The organism is Streptomonospora nanhaiensis (genome assembly GCF_013410565.1).
GTDB classification, from domain to species: Bacteria; Actinomycetota; Actinomycetes; order Streptosporangiales; family Streptosporangiaceae; genus Streptomonospora; species Streptomonospora nanhaiensis.
Map to the genome: position 1 here is coordinate 6237744 of NZ_JACCFO010000001.1, position 15926 is coordinate 6253669.

The window sequence follows — 15926 nt, forward strand, 5'->3', positions numbered from 1 at the left end:
CTGTGCTCAGTTCGCGGCGGCTCCGAACCAGGTGGGGAGGTGGGCGGCAAGGTCTGCCTGGTCCTCGCCGACCCATGACACGTGGCCGTCCGGGCGCAGCAGGACGGCGGGGGCGTCCAGTTCGGCGGCCGTGGCGGGCACGTGGTCGATCCGGTCCGCCCAGCCCGCCACCGAGAGGCGGCCGGTCCCGTCGAGCAGGAGCCCCCGGCCGGTGCGCAGCAGCTCGTAGAGGCGGCGCCCGTGCTTCAGTTCAACGTCGCGCAGGCGCCGGCCGAGCAGGGGGTGGCCCTCCCCGAGGTCGTAGCGGACCGAGATCGCGGTGACCTTCTCGGTCAGGTACCGGTTGACCTCCTCGAAGTCCAGCAGTTCCGACATGAGGTGCCGCAGCGCGCGGGCGCCCGAGTCGGTGGACAGCAGCAGCATCTGCGCGCGGGTGTTGACCAGCACGTCGGCGGCCACGGGGTGGAGTTCGGCGTGGTAGCTGTCCAGCAGCCCCTCCGGCGCCCAGCCGCTGACCTCGGCGGCCAGCTTCCACCCCAGGTTGAACGCGTCCTGAAGGCCGAGGTTGAGCCCCTGCCCACCGGTCGGCGGGTGGATGTGCGCCGCGTCGCCCGCCAGCAGCACCCGACCGACCCGGTAGCGCTCGGCCTGGCGGGTGGCGTCGCCGAAGCGGGAGAGCCAGCGCGGGGAGTGCGCGCCGAAGTCGGTGCCCGCGAACGCCCGCAGGCGCTCCCGGAACTCCTCGACGGTCGGCGGGACCGTGCGGTCCCCGGCCACGCCGGCGGCGGGGACCAGCACGCGGTAGGTCCCGCCCTCCATGGGTCCGGCGCCGAACAGCAGATGCGTTCTGCGGACCTCCTTGACGACGGCGGCCACCGTCTCCGGGGCCTCGGCGAGTTCCATCTCGCCCAGCAGCATGTCGTTGCGCGCGGGCTCGCCGGGGAAGCCGACGCCGAGGAGCCTGCGGACCGTGCTGCGGCCGCCGTCGCAGCCGACGAGGTAGCGGGAGCGCAGGTGCGACCCGTCGGCCAGTTCGGCGGTCACGCCGTCGCCGTCCTGGCTCAGGCCGACGAGTTCGCGGCCGCGCCGGATGTCGGCGCCGACCTCGGCGGCGTGCTCCTCCAGCAGGCGGTCGGTGGTGGTCTGCGGGATGCCGAGGACGTAGCCGTGGGCGGTGTCCAGCCCGGCGGGCTGGGGCTTGGGGATACCGGCGAAGTAGCCGCCGAGCGGGTACCGCCTGCCGTGCGCGAGGAAGCGGTCGAGCAGGCCGCGCTGGTCCATCAGTTCGATGCTGCGCGCGTGCAGTCCGAGCGAGCGGACCTGCGGGGTGCGTTCCGCCTCCTTCTCCAGCACGACCACGTGCAGGTCGCGCAGCCGCAGTTCGGCCGCCAGCAGCAGACCGGTGGGTCCGGCGCCGGCAACGATCACGTCGATCATGAAAAAATCCGCCGTTCATGGAAAGCAGGAAAAACAGAAGAGAAGGAATTCCGGCCGGACGTGTCGGCGCCCCCTCCTGGCTGTACGCATGCCGACGACCACCGGGAAGTCCCCGATCCCACGACCGTGGGCTCCGGCCACGGGGGTTGATTCTGCGGCACGACCGGGGTCTTGCCGCAAGCCCCGGGGTGCGCTATACGTTGAGAGTGGAGGGGAGAGTTTTTCCTCCCCAAGGCCGCCCGGAGTCGGCGGCCGCCCTCCTTGCGACGAGGCGACGCGCCGCCGACGGCGGCGCGTCGGACCAGGAGGACGACCCTATGGGGCCTACGCCCGCTTCAGTCAGTGGATGGCGTAAAAGCAGCTACAGCAACCAAAAGGGCGGCAACTGCGTTGAGGTCGCCGACCACTGGCGTAAATCCAGTTACAGCAACGGAAACAACGCAACGTGTGTTGAAATCCACGAGCGGTTCCCCGGCGCTTGGCGCAAAACCAGCCACAGCAACGGAAACGGGGCGACCTGCGTGGAAATCCGGGAGAGTTTTCCCGGCGCGATGAACCACAGTGAACCAAGTCCTGACCCGGCGCAGTGGCATAAATCCACGCACAGCGGCTCTCACGGCGGAGACTGCGTCGAGGTCGCCGACACGGTGCCCACCGTGCTCGTCCGGGACACGCAGAACCGGCACCTCGGCCACCTCGCGTTTTCCGCGGACGAGTGGTCGGCGTTCGTCATGGCCGTGAAGTCGGCCGGTCTGTAGAGGCGATCGGCCTGCCTGACGCGACCGGCCCCCTCGGAGGACGTCCGAGGGGGCCGGTTCGGTCTGGAACCGAGATGCTGTTGCAGGCGTACCTCAGCGCAGTCCCAGGCGGGCCGCTGCCGCGTCCCAGGACGCACGGTCGCCGCTGGGCTCGTAGCGGCGGGGGCCCTGGGTGCGGTGGATGAGGGCACGCAGGTGGGCCAGGTCCTCCGGGGAGTCGGGGGCGTGGGACTGGACGGCGATGTTGCCGATCGCCGTCGCCTCCACCGGGCCCGCCTCCACCGGCAGGCCGAGCGCGTCGGCGGTCCACTGGCACAGCAGCTCGTTGCGCGCGCCGCCGCCGACCAGGTGGACCACCTCGATCTCGCGGTCCGCCAGCGCGCACGCGCGGCGCAGGGTGTCGCGGTGGGCCAGGGCCAGGCTCTCCAGCACGCACCGCAGCAGCGCGCCGCGCCCCTCCGGGCCCTCCGGCACCGGCTGGCCGGTCTCCCGCAGGTGCGCCGCGATGCGCTCGGGCATCGCGCCCGGCGGCATGTACCGGGCGTCGCCCGCGTCGATCAGTGACGCGAACGCGGGCGCGGCCGCGGCCTCCGCCAGCAGGCCCGGCAGCGCGGCGTCGGTCAGCCCCCAGTCGCGCAGGCACTCCTGGACCAGCCACAGCCCCATGATGTTGCGCAGGAACCGGGTGGTGCCCGCCACGCCCAGTTCGTTGGTGAAGTTGGCCTCGCGCGCCGCCTCGGTGAGCACCGGCGCGGGCAGCTCCAGCCCCGCCAGCGACCACGTGCCGCACGAGACGTAGCCGAACCGCTCGCTGCGCGCGGGGATCCCGGCCACCGCCGAGGCGGTGTCGTGGGAGGCAACCGCCCGGACCTCCACCCCGCTCAGGCCCGTCTGCTCGGCGGCCTCGGGCAGCAGCGGCCCGATCCGGGAGCCGGGTACGCGCAGGGGCGGCAGCAGCGACGGCTCGACCCCGGCCGCCGCCAGCATCGGCGCCGACCACTTCCGGGTGGTGACGTCGAGCAGCCCGGTCGTGGAGGCGTTGGTGACCTCCGCGCCGCGCTCCCCGGTCAGCCAGTAGCCGATCAGGTCGGGGATCAGCAGCAGGGTGTCGGCCGCCGCCGGTTGCGCGCCGCCCCGCGCGGCCGCGAGTTGGAAGACGGTGTTGAACGGCAGGAACTGGAGCCCGTTGGCGGCGTACAGCTCGGCCGCGCCCACCTTCTCGACCACCGCCGGCGCCACCGCGTCGGTGCGGGTGTCGCGGTAGTGGTGGGGCAGGCCCAGCAGCGCGCCCGTGGCGTCGAGCAGGCCGTAGTCCACCGCCCAGGTGTCGATCCCCACCGAGCGCGGCCCGTGCGCGGCGGCGGCGCGCAGGCCGTCCAGGATCTCGCGGTAGAGGCCGCCGATGTCCCAGTGCAGCCCGCTGGGCAGCCGCAGCGGCCGGTTGGCGAAGCGGTGGACCTCGGTCAGGTCGAACGCGTCGGGGCCGACCCGGCCGACGACCACGCGGCCGCTGGAGGCGCCGAGGTCGACGGCGGCGAAGACGTCGTGAGAGGACACGGGGCGCACGCCTTTCAGAAGACACGGAGGAGACACGGGGGGACGGCGGGGCGGGGGCACGGCGGGCCGGACAGCCGGGCGCGGCGGCCGGGCCCCCGGCCCGGCCGCCGCACGCGCGCCTCAGCGCAGGAACGCCGCCGCCACGCCCGCGTCCACCGGGATGTGCAGGCCGGTGGTGTGGCTCAGCTCCCCGCCGGTGAGGGCGAAGACCGCGTTGGCCACGTGCTCGGGCAGCACCTCGCGCTTGAGCAGGGTCCGCTTGGCGTAGAACGCGCCCAGCTCCTCCTCGGGCACGCCGTAGACGGCCGCGCGCTGGGCGCCCCAGCCGCCCGCGAAGATGCCAGACCCGCGCACGACGCCGTCGGGGTTGACGCCGTTGACCCGGATCCCGTGCTCGCCCAGCTCGGCGGCCAGCAGCCGCACCTGGTGCGCCTGGTCGGCCTTCGCCGCGCCGTAGGCCACGTTGTTGGGGCCCGCGAACACGCCGTTCTTGCTGGCGATGTAGACGATGTCGCCGCCCATGCCCTGCTCGACCAGCACCCGCGCGGCCTCCCGCGCCACCAGGAACGACCCCCGCGCCATCACCCGGTGCTGGACGTCCCAGTCGGCCTCGGTGGTCTCCAGCAGCGGCTTGGAGATCGACAGCCCGGCGTTGTTGACCACCAGGTCCAGCCCGCCGAACGCCAGCACCGCCGCCCGCACGGCCGCCGCCACCTGCTCGGGCTCGGTGACGTCCACCGCCACCGGCACCGCGACGTCGCCCGCGCGCCCGCCGGCCGCCTCGGTGATCTCCGCGGCCACCCGGGCCGCGCCCTCGGTGTCGCGGTCGGCCACCACCACGCAGGCGCCCTCGGCCGCCAGCCGGTGGGCGATGGCCCGGCCGATGCCCGAGCCGCCGCCCGTCACCAGCGCCACCCGCGTGGCCAGCGCCTTGGGCTTGGGCCGGCGGCGCAGCTTGGCCTCCTCCAGCGCCCAGTACTCGATCCGGAACTTCTCCGACTCCGGGATGGGGGTGTAGGTGGAGACGGTCTCGGCACCGCGCATCACGTTGATCGCGTTGACGTAGAACTCCCCGGCCACGCGCGCGGTCTGCTTGTCGGCGCCGAAGGAGAACATGCCCACCCCCGGCACCAGCACGATCGCCGGGTCGGCGCCGCGCATCGCGGGGGAGTCGGCCTCGGCGTGGGCCTCGTAGTAGGCCCGGTAGTCCTCGCGGTAGGCCGCGTGCAGCTCCCGCAGCCGCTCCACCGCCCGCTCCAGCGGCACGTCGGGCGCCACGTCCAGCACCAGCGGGCGCACCTTGGTACGCAGGAAGTGGTCGGGGCAGGAGGTCCCCAGCGCCGCAAGGCGGGGGTGCTCGGCGCGGGAGACGAAGTCCAGCACCGCCTCGCTGTCGGTGTAGTGGCCCACCTGCGGCCGATCGGTGGAGGCCAGGCCGCGCACCACCGGCAGCAGCGCCGCGGCGCGCGCACGGCGCTCGGCCTCGGGCAGCGGGGCGTAGCCCTCCACCACCGGGCCGAAGGGGTGCGGGCGGCCCTCGCCCCGGCGGGCGATGAACTCCTCGGCGGTGCGGATGATCTCCAGCGAGTTCGCCTCGCACTCCTGGCTGGTCTCACCCCAGGCGGTGATCCCGTGCCCGCCCAGCACGACCCCGATGGCCTCGGGGTTGTCGCGCTTGATCGCGGCGATGTCCAGCCCGAGCTGGAAGCCGGGGCGGCGCCAGGGCACCCAGGCCACCCGCCCGCCGAAGCACTCGGCGGTCAGCTTCTCGCCGTCGGCCGCGCACGCCAGCGCGATACCGGAGTCGGGGTGCAGGTGGTCGACGTGGGCGGCCTCGACCAGGCCGTGCATCGCGGTGTCGATGGAGGGCGCGGCGCCGCCCTTGCCGTGGGCGCAGTAGTCGAACGCCGCGACCATCTCGTCCTCGCGCTCCACGCCCGGGTAGACGCCGGTCAGCGCGCGCAGCCGGTCCAGCCGCAGCACGGCCAGGCCCGCCTCGGTGAGGGTGCCCAGGTCGCCGCCGGAGCCCTTGACCCACATCAGCTCGGTGGGCTCGCCGGTGACGGGGTCGGTCGCGGTGCCCTTGGCCGAGGCGTTGCCCCCGGCGTAGTTGGTGTTGCGCGGGTCGGCACCCAGCCGGTGCGAGCGCTCCAGCAGCGCCGCGACCTGGGGGTGGGGGCCATGGCCGGCGTCGGGGCCATGGGAAGTCGGCTCGGTCATCTCATCCCCTGCGTGTGGTGGGGGCGGACCCGGGCGGCCCGCCCACCGGGCCGCCGGGTCCGCCGTGGCGTTCGTGTCGTCTCGCGGGCGGAGTCTCGGGTGTGGTGTGGGCTGTGCGCGCGGGTGCGCGCCGGGGGTCAGGCGCCCCAGCCGGCCTGCTGCCCGCCCACCCGCTCGGCCGCGATGCGCTCCAGGTAGCCCGAGCGCGCGAACGCGGCCATGGGGTCGGGGTCCAGGCCGTCCTCGGCGCGCAGCTCGGCCAGCAGCGGGCGCACGTCGGTGTTGTAGGCGTCCATCAGCACCGCGTTGGCGCCCAGCACGTCGCCCGCCCGCTGCGCGGCCTCCAGCGCGTCGGTGTCCACCAGCAGCGCCTTGGCGGTGGCCTCCTGGGCGTTGAGCACCGAGCGGATCTGCCCGGGGATCTTCGCCTCGATGTTGTGGCACTGGTCGAGCATGAAGGCGATCCCGGCGGCGGGGTCGTAGCCGCCGCCGCGCACCACCTCATGCATGATCCGGAACAGCTGGAAGGGGTCGGCCGCGCCCACCATCAGGTCGTCGTCGGCGTAGAAGCGGGAGTTGAAGTCGAACCCGCCCAGCTTCCCCTCGCGCAGCAGGAACGCCACGATGAACTCGATGTTGGTGCCCGGCGCGTGGTGGCCGGTGTCCACCACGACCTGCGCCTGCTCGCCCAGCTTGAGGCAGTGGGCGTAGGCGGTGCCCCAGTCGGGGACGTCGGTGGTGTAGAACGCCGGCTCGAACAGCTTGTACTCCAGCAGGATCCGCTGGTGGGGCGCCAGCCGGTCGCGCACCGCCACCAGGGCCTCGGCCAGCCGGTCCTGCCGGGCGCGGATGTCGTCCTGGCCGGGGTAGTTGGTGCCGTCGGCGAACCACAGCTTCAGATCGCGGCTGCCGGTGGCGTCCATGACGTCCACACAGGCCAGCAGGTGGTCCAGGGCCTTGCGGCGCACCGCCGGGTCGGGGTTGGTGACGCTGCCCAGCCGGAAGTCGTCGTCCTGGAAGACGTTGGCGTTGATCGTGCCCACGCGCACGCCCTGCTCGGCGGCGTAGGCGGCCAGCGCCGCGTAGTCGTCCACCGCGTCCCAGGGGATGTGCAGCGCCACGCTGGGCGCGATGCCGGTGTAGGCGTGCACCTGGGCGGCGTCGGCGATCTTCTCCTGGGGGGTGCGCGGCACGCCCTTCTGCGCGAACACCTTGAACCGGGTGCCGCTGTTGCCGAACGCCCACGACGGAAGCTCGATGGCCTGCTGCCGCAGCGCGGACTTGACGGCGCCAAGGTCGGTCATGTGGGAAGGCTCCTTCTACACGTAAGGGGTGGTGGGGCGGCGCGGGGCGTCAGTCCAGGTGGAAGACCTCGGTGAGCGGCACCATGCCCTCGTCGGGCCCCCGGCCGTCGAGCCCCTCGAAGAACGGCGCCATCTCCGCCTGCCAGCGGGCGTTGACACCGGTGCGCGCCATCGCCTCCTGCGCCGCCGCGAAGTCCTCGGTCTCCAGGTAGCCCACGAGCAGGCCGTCCTCGCGGGCGAACAGGGAGTAGTTGCGCCAGCCCGCCCCGCTGAGCGCGGCCAGCATCTCCGGCCACACGTTCTCGTGGCGCTCGCGGTACTCCGCCAGCCGCTCGGGCCGGACCTTCAGCAGGAAGCAGACGCGCTGCATACCCGTCGCCGTCCTCTCCGCGCCCGCGCGGGCGCACAGGTATCACCAGGGGTCACAGAAGCGAAGGCAGGGGGATCAAAGGCGGGGGGATGAGGGGGGTGCGCGGCGGCGCGGCCGGGGCGCGGACGACGGGGCCCGCGCCCCGGCCGGTGCCGGTCAGAAGTCGTAGTCGTCGATGTTGTCGGCGTTGAAGACCGTGGGCGGGCCCAGCACGACCTCGCCGTTGGCGCCGATCTCGTAGTCGCCCAGCCGGCCGGCCTCGAAGGTCTCGCCCTCGGCGCCGGTGATCCGCCCGGCCGACAGCGACGCCGCCGCGTAGCCCGCGAGGTAGCCCATGTCCTTGGGGTCCCACAGGGCGAACTCCTCGACGGTGCCGTCCGCGACGTACTCCTGCATCTGGTTGGGCGTGCCCAGGCCGGTCAGCACGACCTCGCCCTTGAAGTCCGACCCGCTCAGGTAGCGGGCGGCCGCCGCCAGGCCCACCGTGGTGGGGGCCACCACGCCGGCCAGGTCGGGGTGGGACTGCAGGAGCGCCTGCATCTCGTTGAACGACTTCTGGTCGTCGTCGTTGCCGTAGACGGTGTCCACGACCTCGATGTCGGCGTACTCCTCCTTGGCCAGCTCCTCCTCCATCAGCTCCAGCCAGGTGTTCTGGTTGGTGGCGTTGGGGGTGGCCGACAGGAACGCGATCTCGCCCTCGCCGCCGATCTGCTCGGCGACCATCTCGACCTGGATGCGCGCGATGTCCTCGGCCGTGGCCTGGTTGATGAACACGTCGCGGCAGTCGGGGTTGGTGTCGGAGTCGTAGGACACGACCACGCTGCCGGCCTGGCGCGCCTGGTTGAGCGCGCCGCACACCGCGTCGGGGTCGTTGGCGGCGATCACGATCGCGTCGCTGCCCTGCTGGCTGAGCGTGTTGATGTAGCTGACCTGGGAGGAGGCGTTGGCCTCGGAGGGGCCGACCTCCTTGAACTCGCCGGCCAGCTCCTCCACGGCCTCCTGGCCGCCGGAGTTGGCGTAGGTCATGTAGGGGTTGTTCAGCTGCTTGGGCAGGAAGCTGATGGCCAGGCCCTCGGGGATCTCGGCGTTCGGGTCGGCCTCGCCCTGGGCGCCGCCGCCCGAGCCGTCGCCGGAGTCGTCGCCGCGCGTGGTGCCGCCGCAGGCGGTGGCGGCCAGCATGACCCCGGCCAGGGCCGCGGCGGTCACGCCGTAGCGGATGCGCTTTCTCATCATGGGGTTCACCTCGTACTAAGGGATGCGGGGGGACAGCGGGGGGTGCGGGGAGCAGGCGGGCGGGCGCGGGCGCCCGCCCGTCACGACGGCGCCGCCCGGGGACGGCGCTCGCGCAGCCGGGTGATGGTGGTGGGCAGCACCACCGAGACCACCAGCAGCACACCGGTGACGATCGACAGCACGTCGGAGGACACGTCGGCCAGGCTCAGCGCGTTGCGGATGACGCCCAGCAGCAGCACGCCCGCCAGCACGCCGGGCAGCGCGCCCTTGCCGCCGAAGATGGACACCCCGCCCAGCAGCACCGCCGCCACCACCGACAGCTCCAGGCCGAAGGCGTTGTCGGCGCGGGCGCTGCCGTACTGGAGCGTCCAGAACACCCCGGCCAGGCCCGCCACCGCGCCCGAGGCCACGAACAGCCACAGCTTGGTCCAGGCCACCGAGATGCCCGAGAAGCGGGTCGCCTCGTCGTTGCTGCCGATGGCGAACAGCGAGCGGCCCACCGGCGTGGCGTGCAGCACCACGCCGAACACCCCGCCCAGCACCGCGATGAGCAGCACCACCCAGGGCAGGTCGGTGCCGGGGATGCGCGCGGTGGCGCCGCCGGTCCACTCGAAGGGGAAGTCGGCCACGGCCCGGTCGCCCAGCACCACGTAGGCCAGGCCCCGGTACATGGCCATCGTGCCGATGGTGACCGCCAGCGAGGGCAGCCCCGCCACCGTCACCAGCAGGCCGTTGACCGCGCCCAGCACCACGCCCAGCAGCACGCACAGCGGGACGATGGTCTCCAGCGGCAGGCCCATCACCCACAGCTGCCCCATGACCGCGCTGGTCAGGCCCAGGGTGCTGGCCACGCTCAGGTCGATCTCGCCGGTGATGACGATCAGCGTCATCGGCAGCGCGATCAGCGCGATCGTGGCGATGTCCAGGATCAGGAAGCCGGCGTTGCGGCCGCTGGCGAAGCCCTCGACCAGCAGCGAGGCCGCCAGCACGGCCACCACCAGCGCGCCGATGACCGAGGTCTCGCGCGTGCCCGCCAGGCGCCGCAGCGCCGAGCGGGAGTCGGCGCCCGGCGACGCCGCCGCCCTCGGAGCGGTGCCCACATCAGGCCCCACGGGAACCACCTCCTCGAAGCCGGCGCGCCGTGCGAACGGCCAGCAGCCGGTCCAGTCCGATCGAGACGAGGATCAGCAGGCCCACCACCGCCTGCTGCCAGAAGGAGTCGACCCGCAGCATCGGCAGCGCCGCGTCGATGGTCGACAGCAGCAGGGCGCCCAGCGCCGCGCCGTAGACCGTGCCGCTGCCGCCGAAGATCGCCACGCCGCCCACGACCGCGGCGGCCACGACCTCCAATTCCATGCCGGTGCCCACGGTGGCGTCGAGGGTGCCGAACCGGGCGGCGTAGAGCACGCCCGCCAGGCCGGCCAGCGCGCCGTTGACGACGAAGGGCACGAACACCCGGCGGTCCACCGGGATGCCGCTCAGCCGCGCCGCCTGGGGCTCGGAGCCCACCGCGTACAGCTCGCGGCCGCTGCGGTAGTTGCGCAGGTACCAGCCGGCGGCCAGCACCACCAGCAGCGCCACCACGGCCGGCAGCGGCACGCCCAGCAGGGTCACCCGGCCCAGGCCGAGGAAGCCGTCGGGCATGTCGGCGGCGTTGATCTGGCGGCCCGAGGCCCACCAGAAGTCGATGCCGCGGAACATGTAGAGCGTGCCCAGGGTGACCACCAGCGCCGGCACCCGGGCCGCGGCCACCAGCACGCCGTTGACCACGCCGCACACCGTGCCCACGGCCACGCCCGCCAGCGCCACCACGGGCGCGGGCAGGCCGGGGAAGGCCACGAACAGGGTGCCCACGGCGAACGCCGACAGGCCCATGACCGAGCCCACCGACAGGTCGACGTTGCGGGTGATGAGGACCAGCGACTGGCCCACGGCCAGGATGGTCAGCAGGGTGGCGCCCAGCAGCAGGTCGCGCACGCTCTGGGCGGCCAGGAAGCCGGGGTTGACCGCGGTGGTGACCGCGATCAGCAGCACCAGGGCGAGCAGGATGCCCAGCTCGCGCACCTGGCGCACGCGCCGCCCGGCGCGGGTGTCGCCGCCGCCGCGGGCCTGCGGTACGGCCGAGGGGGCGTCAGGGGTCCGGGGGTTGCGGGTCGTGCTCACGCGGCCCTGCCCTCCTGGCCCGTCGCCGCGTACATGACCGACTCCTCGTCGGCCTCGCCGCGGTCCAGTTCGGCGCTGACGCGCCCCTCGTGCATGACCAGCACGCGGTCGGCCATGCCCAGCACCTCGGGCAGCTCGCTGGAGACCATGAGGACCGCGATCCCCTGGCCGGCCAGCTCCGACAGCAGCCGGTGCACCTCGGCCTTGGTGCCGACGTCGATGCCGCGCGTGGGCTCGTCGACGATCAGCAGGCGCGGCTCGGTGGCCAGCCACTTGGCCAGCACCACCTTCTGCTGGTTGCCGCCCGACAGCGTGGAGACCGCGTCGGTGAGCCGGCCGGCCTTCAGGTGCAGCCGCTCGGCCCACACGGCGGTGGCCCGCTCCTCGTCGCGGCGGCGCAGCAGGCCCATGCGGCTCAGCGGCCAGCGCCGGGTCAGCGTGGCGTTGCGCTCGATGGACATCTCCATGACCAGGCCCTGCTGGCGGCGGTCCTCGGGCACCAGCGCCACCCCGGCCGCCATGGCGGCGGCGGGCCGGCCCTGGGGCAGCGCCTTCCCGCCCACGCGCACCCGGCCGGAGTCGTAGCGGTCGATGCCGAACACCGCGCGCACGACCTCGCTGCGGCCGGCGCCCACCAGCCCGGCCAGGGCGACGATCTCCCCGGCGCGCACCGTGAAGGAGACGTCGGCGAACACGCCCGCGCGGGTCAGGCCCTCGACCTCCAGCACGGTCTCGCCGGGTTCGACCTCCTGCTTGGGGAACAGCGTGGCGACGTCGCGGCCCACCATGCGGCGCACCACGGCGTCGACGGTGAGGTCGGCGGTGGGGTCGGTGGAGATGTAGCGGCCGTCGCGCATCACCGTGATGCGGTCGCACAGCGCGAAGACCTCGTCGAAGCGGTGCGAGATGAACAGCACCGCCGCGCCGGAGTCGCGCAGCGAGCGCGCCACCGCGAACAGCCGCTCGACCTCAACGCCCGACAGCGCCGCCGTGGGCTCGTCCATGACCAGCACGCGGGCGTCGAACGACATCGCCTTGGCGATCTCGACCAGCTGCTGGTCGGCGATGGACAGCCCGCGCGCGGGGCGGTCGGGGTCGATGCGCACGCCCAGGCGCCCGAACAGCTCCTCGGTGGCCCGGAGCATGGCCCGCCGGTCGATGCGCCGCCCGGCCTTCAGCGGCTGGCGGCCCATGAAGATGTTCTCGGCCACCGACAGGTCGGGGAAGAGCGTGGGCTCCTGGTAGATGACCGCCACCCCGGCGCGCTGGGCGTCGGCGGGGGCGGCGAACTCCGTGCGCGCGCCGTCGCCCTCGATGTGGCCGGTGTCGGGCCGGTGCACACCGGCGATCGTTTTCACCAAGGTGGACTTGCCCGCCCCGTTCTCTCCGCAGAGCGCGTGGATCTCTCCCGCGCGCAGCTCCAGCGAGACGTCCTGGAGTGCGCGCACGGTCCCGAAGGACTTGCCCACGCCGACCAGCGACAGGAGCGGAGGAGCCGATGGTGGGTGATGGTCCACGGCGTCCCCCTTCAGGAATCAGGGCCGCGGTGCGCGGCGGCTGGAAAAACGTTTCAATGGAGGAGGACGTTAGGTGGGTCACAGTTCGCATGTCAAGGGGGTTGCGCCTGGATTTCGCCCCTGTGCCCGAGGCGTGACCGTCGGTGCCGGATTCGGCCGGCCGGTAGCGCCGTCCCCGTCGGAGGAGTAGGTTTCCGCAGAAGGGATTGACACGTTTTAATCAACCTGTGAGAGCATGAGCGGCCCGGAGCCGCCCGACCACCTCGGAGCACCTGCGTTGTCCTCGTCCGAAGTCAAGCGTCCCGTGGGCATCAACGACGTCGCCGCGCGCGCCGGGGTGTCGCCCGGAACCGTCTCCAACGTCCTGAACCGCCCCGAGCGGGTCGCCGAGGCCACCCGGCGCAAGGTCGAGCGCGCCGTCCAGGAACTGGACTACGTCCGCAACTCCTCGGGCCGCAGCCTGCGGGCGGGGCGCAGCGACTCCGTGGGGCTGCTCGTCCTCGACGTCACCAACCCGTTCTTCGCCGAGGTCGCGCGCGGCGTGGAGGACACCGCGGGCGAGGCGGGGCTGGCCGTGGTGCTGCTCAACTCCGCCGAGCAGGCCGGGCGCCAGCGCCGCGCCATCCGGCTGCTGGCCGAGCAGCGCGCCGCCGGGGCCGTGGTGATGCCGGTCGACGGCGACACCGCCGACCTGCTGTGGCTGCGCAAGCAGGGCGTCCCCGGCGTGCTGCTGGACCGCGGCGACGTCTCGGCCGACATCGCCTGCAGCGTGGCCGTGGACAACCACGCCGGCGGCCTGGCCGCGGGCCGCCACCTGGTCAACCTCGGCCACGAGCGCGTCACCTACCTCAGCGGCCCCGCCGACCTGGAGCAGTGCCGCACCCGCCTGGCCGGGCTGCGCGCGGCCCTGGAGGAGTCGGGCCTGGACCCCGACGCGTCCGTGCGGGTGATCGAGACCGAGCAGCTCAACGCCGAGTCCGGCGAGAAGGCGGTCGAGGAGGTGCTGGCCGGGGGGCCGCGCAAGCGCCCCCAGGCGGTGTTCTGCTCCAACGACCAGTTGGCGCTGGGCGTGCTCAAAGGGCTGGGCGAGCGCGGGCTGAGCGCACCGGCCGACCTGTCGGTGGTGGGCTACGACGACGTCGCCACGGCCGGGCTGGTGCACCCGGGGCTGACCACGGTGGCCCAGCCCAAGTACGACCTGGGCGCGGCGGCGATGCGGCTGCTGCTGTCGGAGCTCAACGACCCCGACCACACCCACGAGCGGCTGCGCTTCGCGCCCGAGCTGGTGGTGCGCGGCTCCACGGCGGCCGTGCGGGACTGAGCCGGCCCGCGGCGGCGCCGCGCGTCCCCGTCCCCCGCGCCTCGACGGCCCGGTTCCCCCCGCGAGGGCGGCGCCGGGCCGTCGGCGTGGGCGGGCGGAGGCGCCGTCCGGCGCGGAACGTCCCCTTGGCGGTTGTATCTGCTGTATCTGCCGTATCGGGCGCCGCGCGTGGTTCCCGGTTGTTTCCCATTGTCCGAGCGGAATGCACTAAACAACGTAGTAGTTTATTGATTTCGACCGTGGAAAACGATCATCCCGGGGGTGTCCGGCCGGTCGTCCCCTGTTTCGCTTTCGGGACCATGGGTGTGAACCGGTCGCGGTCAAGGTCATTCACCTCATACGGCGCTTTCCGGTGAACTCAATCGTATTTTGCGAACTTCCTGAGTGGTCCCGGGTCCTTTGCTAGGCTCGCCGAAGAATCGGTTGATCATTAACGGTTCCACTGCAAAGCCGCCCTGTCCGTGCGATTATCTGGGCTGATCGGAGGGCTGTTCCCGCCGGCGGCCGCATGCGCCGCCGCGCGTTTTCGGCGGCGTTTCCGCCTGTCGCCGGCGTTTCGCCGCGCGGCCGGTCGCAATGCCCGCGGCGCTTGCGTGCGCCGGGGGCGCCCTCCGCACCGAGCGCGGAAGTGAAATGTCCCCCCACCAGATTCCGAGGAGGCGTGTTGTGGCGCAGTCACCCTCACCGCCAGGTCGAGACGGCCGCACCCCGGCCGTGACGACAACCGACGACTCCCGGTCCGCGCGACCGGGAGTCGTGCGCAGACTGCTGCGCCGGCTGGGATTCGGCCGCGCGCCCGAACCCGAGCCCGCGCAGCCCGCGCCGCGCGCCGCCATCGCCCCGGCGCCGCCCCGCCCCGAGCCGGCCCCCGCCCGGCAGCGGGCGGGAGCACCCGGCCACGCCGCGCCGGCGCCCGCCTACAGCGTCTACAACGGGGCCCACGCGGGCGCCGCCTACGTGTCGGGGCCGCCCTCGGGCCGGCACGCGGCCGAAGCCGCGCCGCCCCCGCCCGCCGGACACGAGCCCGACCCCGCCCTGCTCACCGACGCCCTGGCCGGGCTGGCGGTGCGCGACCTCACCATGGTGGAGTCCTTGCTCGACATCGTCGGCGCGCTGGAGGACTCCACCGAGGACCCCGACCTGCTGGCCAAGCTGTTCGAGATCGACAACCTGGCCACGCGCATGCGCCGCAACGGCGAGAACCTGCTGGTGCTGGCCGACCAGGAGAGCGACGACTCCGGCATGGAGCCGGTGGCGCTGCTGGACGTCGCCCGCGCCGCCACCTCCGAGATCAAGAACTACAGCCGGGTGCACCTGGGGCGGCTGCCCGAGAAGTACGTGGCGGGCGAGGCCGCCGACGACATCAGCCACCTGCTGGCCGAACTCCTCGACAACGCCACCAACCACTCGCCCGACCACTCCCAGGTGGTCATCAGCGGCCAGCTCATGGCCGACGGCGGACTGCTGCTGGTGGTCGAGGACGAGGGCATCGGGATCCCGCCCGAGCAGCTCGCCGACCTCAACGCCCGCCTGGCCGGCACCCCGATCCTGGACAAGCGCGTGATCCGGCACATGGGCCTCTACGTCGCCAGCCGGATCGCCCACCGCCACGGCCTGCGGGTGCAGCTGGAGGCGCGCGCCTTCCGCGGCCTCAACGCCTACACGGTCATCCCCGCGAACCTGATCACCGCCTACGGCCCCCGGCCCGAGCCCGTGGTGCCCGGCCCCTCGCGGATGATGCCCGCGCTGGCGCCCCAGCCGACCGGGCACGCCGCGCCCCCGCCCGGCGGGCCGCGCCGCAACGGCGGGACCTCCGCCGTCACCGCGGCCGGGCTGCCCCGCCGCAGCGCCGCGCACGCCGCGCCGCTGCGGGTGCTGCCCACCCCTGCCCAGGACCCGCCGGCCCCGGCGGGCGGCGGACAGGGCCGCGACCGCGCCGAGCGCATCCGCGACGACCTCGACGGATTCCTTGAGGGCGAGCGCGCCGCCACCCGCGACACCAACCGCGCGGAGTGACCGTGCGCCGCCGATCCGACCGCCACCGCA

The 15926-nt window shown here is 73.5% G+C and carries 12 protein-coding genes; 3 read left to right on the top strand and 9 right to left on the bottom strand.

The annotated features are described in order from the left end of the window. Positions 1-6: 6 nt before the first annotated feature. A complete protein-coding gene (gene rox, locus HNR12_RS27515; RefSeq protein ID WP_179770266.1) occupies positions 7-1437 on the bottom strand; it encodes a rifampin monooxygenase in 1431 nt (476 codons plus the stop codon). A gap of 317 nt (positions 1438-1754) precedes the next feature. Here rox and HNR12_RS27520 point away from each other — a divergent pair, with 317 nt between their 5' ends. Continuing rightward, positions 1755-2195: a DUF397 domain-containing protein gene (locus tag HNR12_RS27520; protein WP_179770267.1), complete on the top strand. Its 441-nt coding sequence runs from the start codon at positions 1755-1757 to the stop codon at positions 2193-2195. 93 nt (positions 2196-2288) lie between these two features. Here the strand turns inward: HNR12_RS27520 and HNR12_RS27525 are convergent, their stop codons facing one another. The 8 genes from HNR12_RS27525 to HNR12_RS27560 all read right to left on the bottom strand — a co-directional run bounded on the left by HNR12_RS27525 (position 2289) and on the right by HNR12_RS27560 (position 12559). Then, the gene (locus HNR12_RS27525) at positions 2289-3752 is read right to left on the bottom strand and encodes a rhamnulokinase (RefSeq protein WP_217782234.1); all 1464 of its coding nucleotides are present in this window, start codon (positions 3750-3752) and stop codon (positions 2289-2291) included. A 120-nt stretch (positions 3753-3872) separates the two neighbouring features. After that, positions 3873-5972: a bifunctional aldolase/short-chain dehydrogenase gene (locus HNR12_RS27530; protein WP_179770269.1), complete on the bottom strand. Its 2100-nt coding sequence runs from the start codon at positions 5970-5972 to the stop codon at positions 3873-3875. A 137-nt stretch (positions 5973-6109) separates the two neighbouring features. After that, positions 6110-7276 carry an L-rhamnose isomerase gene (gene rhaI / locus HNR12_RS27535; protein WP_179770270.1) on the bottom strand — a complete coding sequence of 389 codons (1167 nt, stop codon included), beginning with the start codon at positions 7274-7276 and terminating at the stop codon, positions 6110-6112. Positions 7277-7325: 49 nt separating this feature from the next. Next, positions 7326-7646 (bottom strand): L-rhamnose mutarotase, encoded by a 321-nt coding sequence (locus tag HNR12_RS27540; RefSeq protein WP_179770271.1) that lies wholly within the window; start codon positions 7644-7646, stop codon positions 7326-7328. A gap of 156 nt (positions 7647-7802) precedes the next feature. Beyond that, positions 7803-8879, bottom strand: coding sequence for a rhamnose ABC transporter substrate-binding protein (rhaS, locus tag HNR12_RS27545; RefSeq protein WP_179770272.1), 1077 nt, complete (start codon positions 8877-8879; stop codon positions 7803-7805). Positions 8880-8959: 80 nt separating this feature from the next. Further along, positions 8960-9991 (bottom strand): ABC transporter permease, encoded by a 1032-nt coding sequence (locus tag HNR12_RS27550; protein ID WP_308118507.1) that lies wholly within the window; start codon positions 9989-9991, stop codon positions 8960-8962. Continuing rightward, entirely contained in the window at positions 9981-11042 is a 1062-nt protein-coding gene (locus HNR12_RS27555) for an ABC transporter permease (RefSeq protein WP_372451097.1), read from the bottom strand. The genes HNR12_RS27550 and HNR12_RS27555 overlap by 11 nt, the downstream gene beginning before the upstream one ends. After that, positions 11039-12559, bottom strand: coding sequence for a sugar ABC transporter ATP-binding protein (locus HNR12_RS27560; protein ID WP_394353924.1), 1521 nt, complete (start codon positions 12557-12559; stop codon positions 11039-11041). Before HNR12_RS27560 ends, HNR12_RS27555 begins: the two co-directional genes overlap by 4 nt. A gap of 277 nt (positions 12560-12836) precedes the next feature. Here HNR12_RS27560 and HNR12_RS27565 point away from each other — a divergent pair, with 277 nt between their 5' ends. Together HNR12_RS27565 and HNR12_RS27570 are read left to right on the top strand one after the other, a co-directional pair. Further along, positions 12837-13880, top strand: a complete 1044-nt coding sequence (locus tag HNR12_RS27565) for a LacI family DNA-binding transcriptional regulator (RefSeq protein ID WP_246425188.1) — start codon at positions 12837-12839, stop codon at positions 13878-13880. A 756-nt stretch (positions 13881-14636) separates the two neighbouring features. Next, complete coding sequence (locus HNR12_RS27570; RefSeq protein ID WP_308118506.1) at positions 14637-15896, top strand: sensor histidine kinase; 1260 nt, start codon at positions 14637-14639, stop codon at positions 15894-15896. Positions 15897-15926: the final 30 nt, after the last annotated feature.

Bases quoted from the DNA above. Each gene is read 5' to 3' on its own strand.
- rox (WP_179770266.1), bottom strand. From the start codon at position 1,437: ATGATCGACGTGATCGTTGCCGGCGCCGGACCCACCGGTCTGCTGCTG.
- HNR12_RS27520 (WP_179770267.1), top strand. From the start codon at position 1,755: ATGGGGCCTACGCCCGCTTCAGTCAGTGGATGGCGTAAAAGCAGCTAC.
- HNR12_RS27530 (WP_179770269.1), bottom strand. From the start codon at position 5,972: ATGACCGAGCCGACTTCCCATGGCCCCGACGCCGGCCATGGCCCCCAC.
- rhaI (WP_179770270.1), bottom strand. From the start codon at position 7,276: ATGACCGACCTTGGCGCCGTCAAGTCCGCGCTGCGGCAGCAGGCCATC.
- HNR12_RS27540 (WP_179770271.1), bottom strand. From the start codon at position 7,646: ATGCAGCGCGTCTGCTTCCTGCTGAAGGTCCGGCCCGAGCGGCTGGCG.
- rhaS (WP_179770272.1), bottom strand. From the start codon at position 8,879: ATGATGAGAAAGCGCATCCGCTACGGCGTGACCGCCGCGGCCCTGGCC.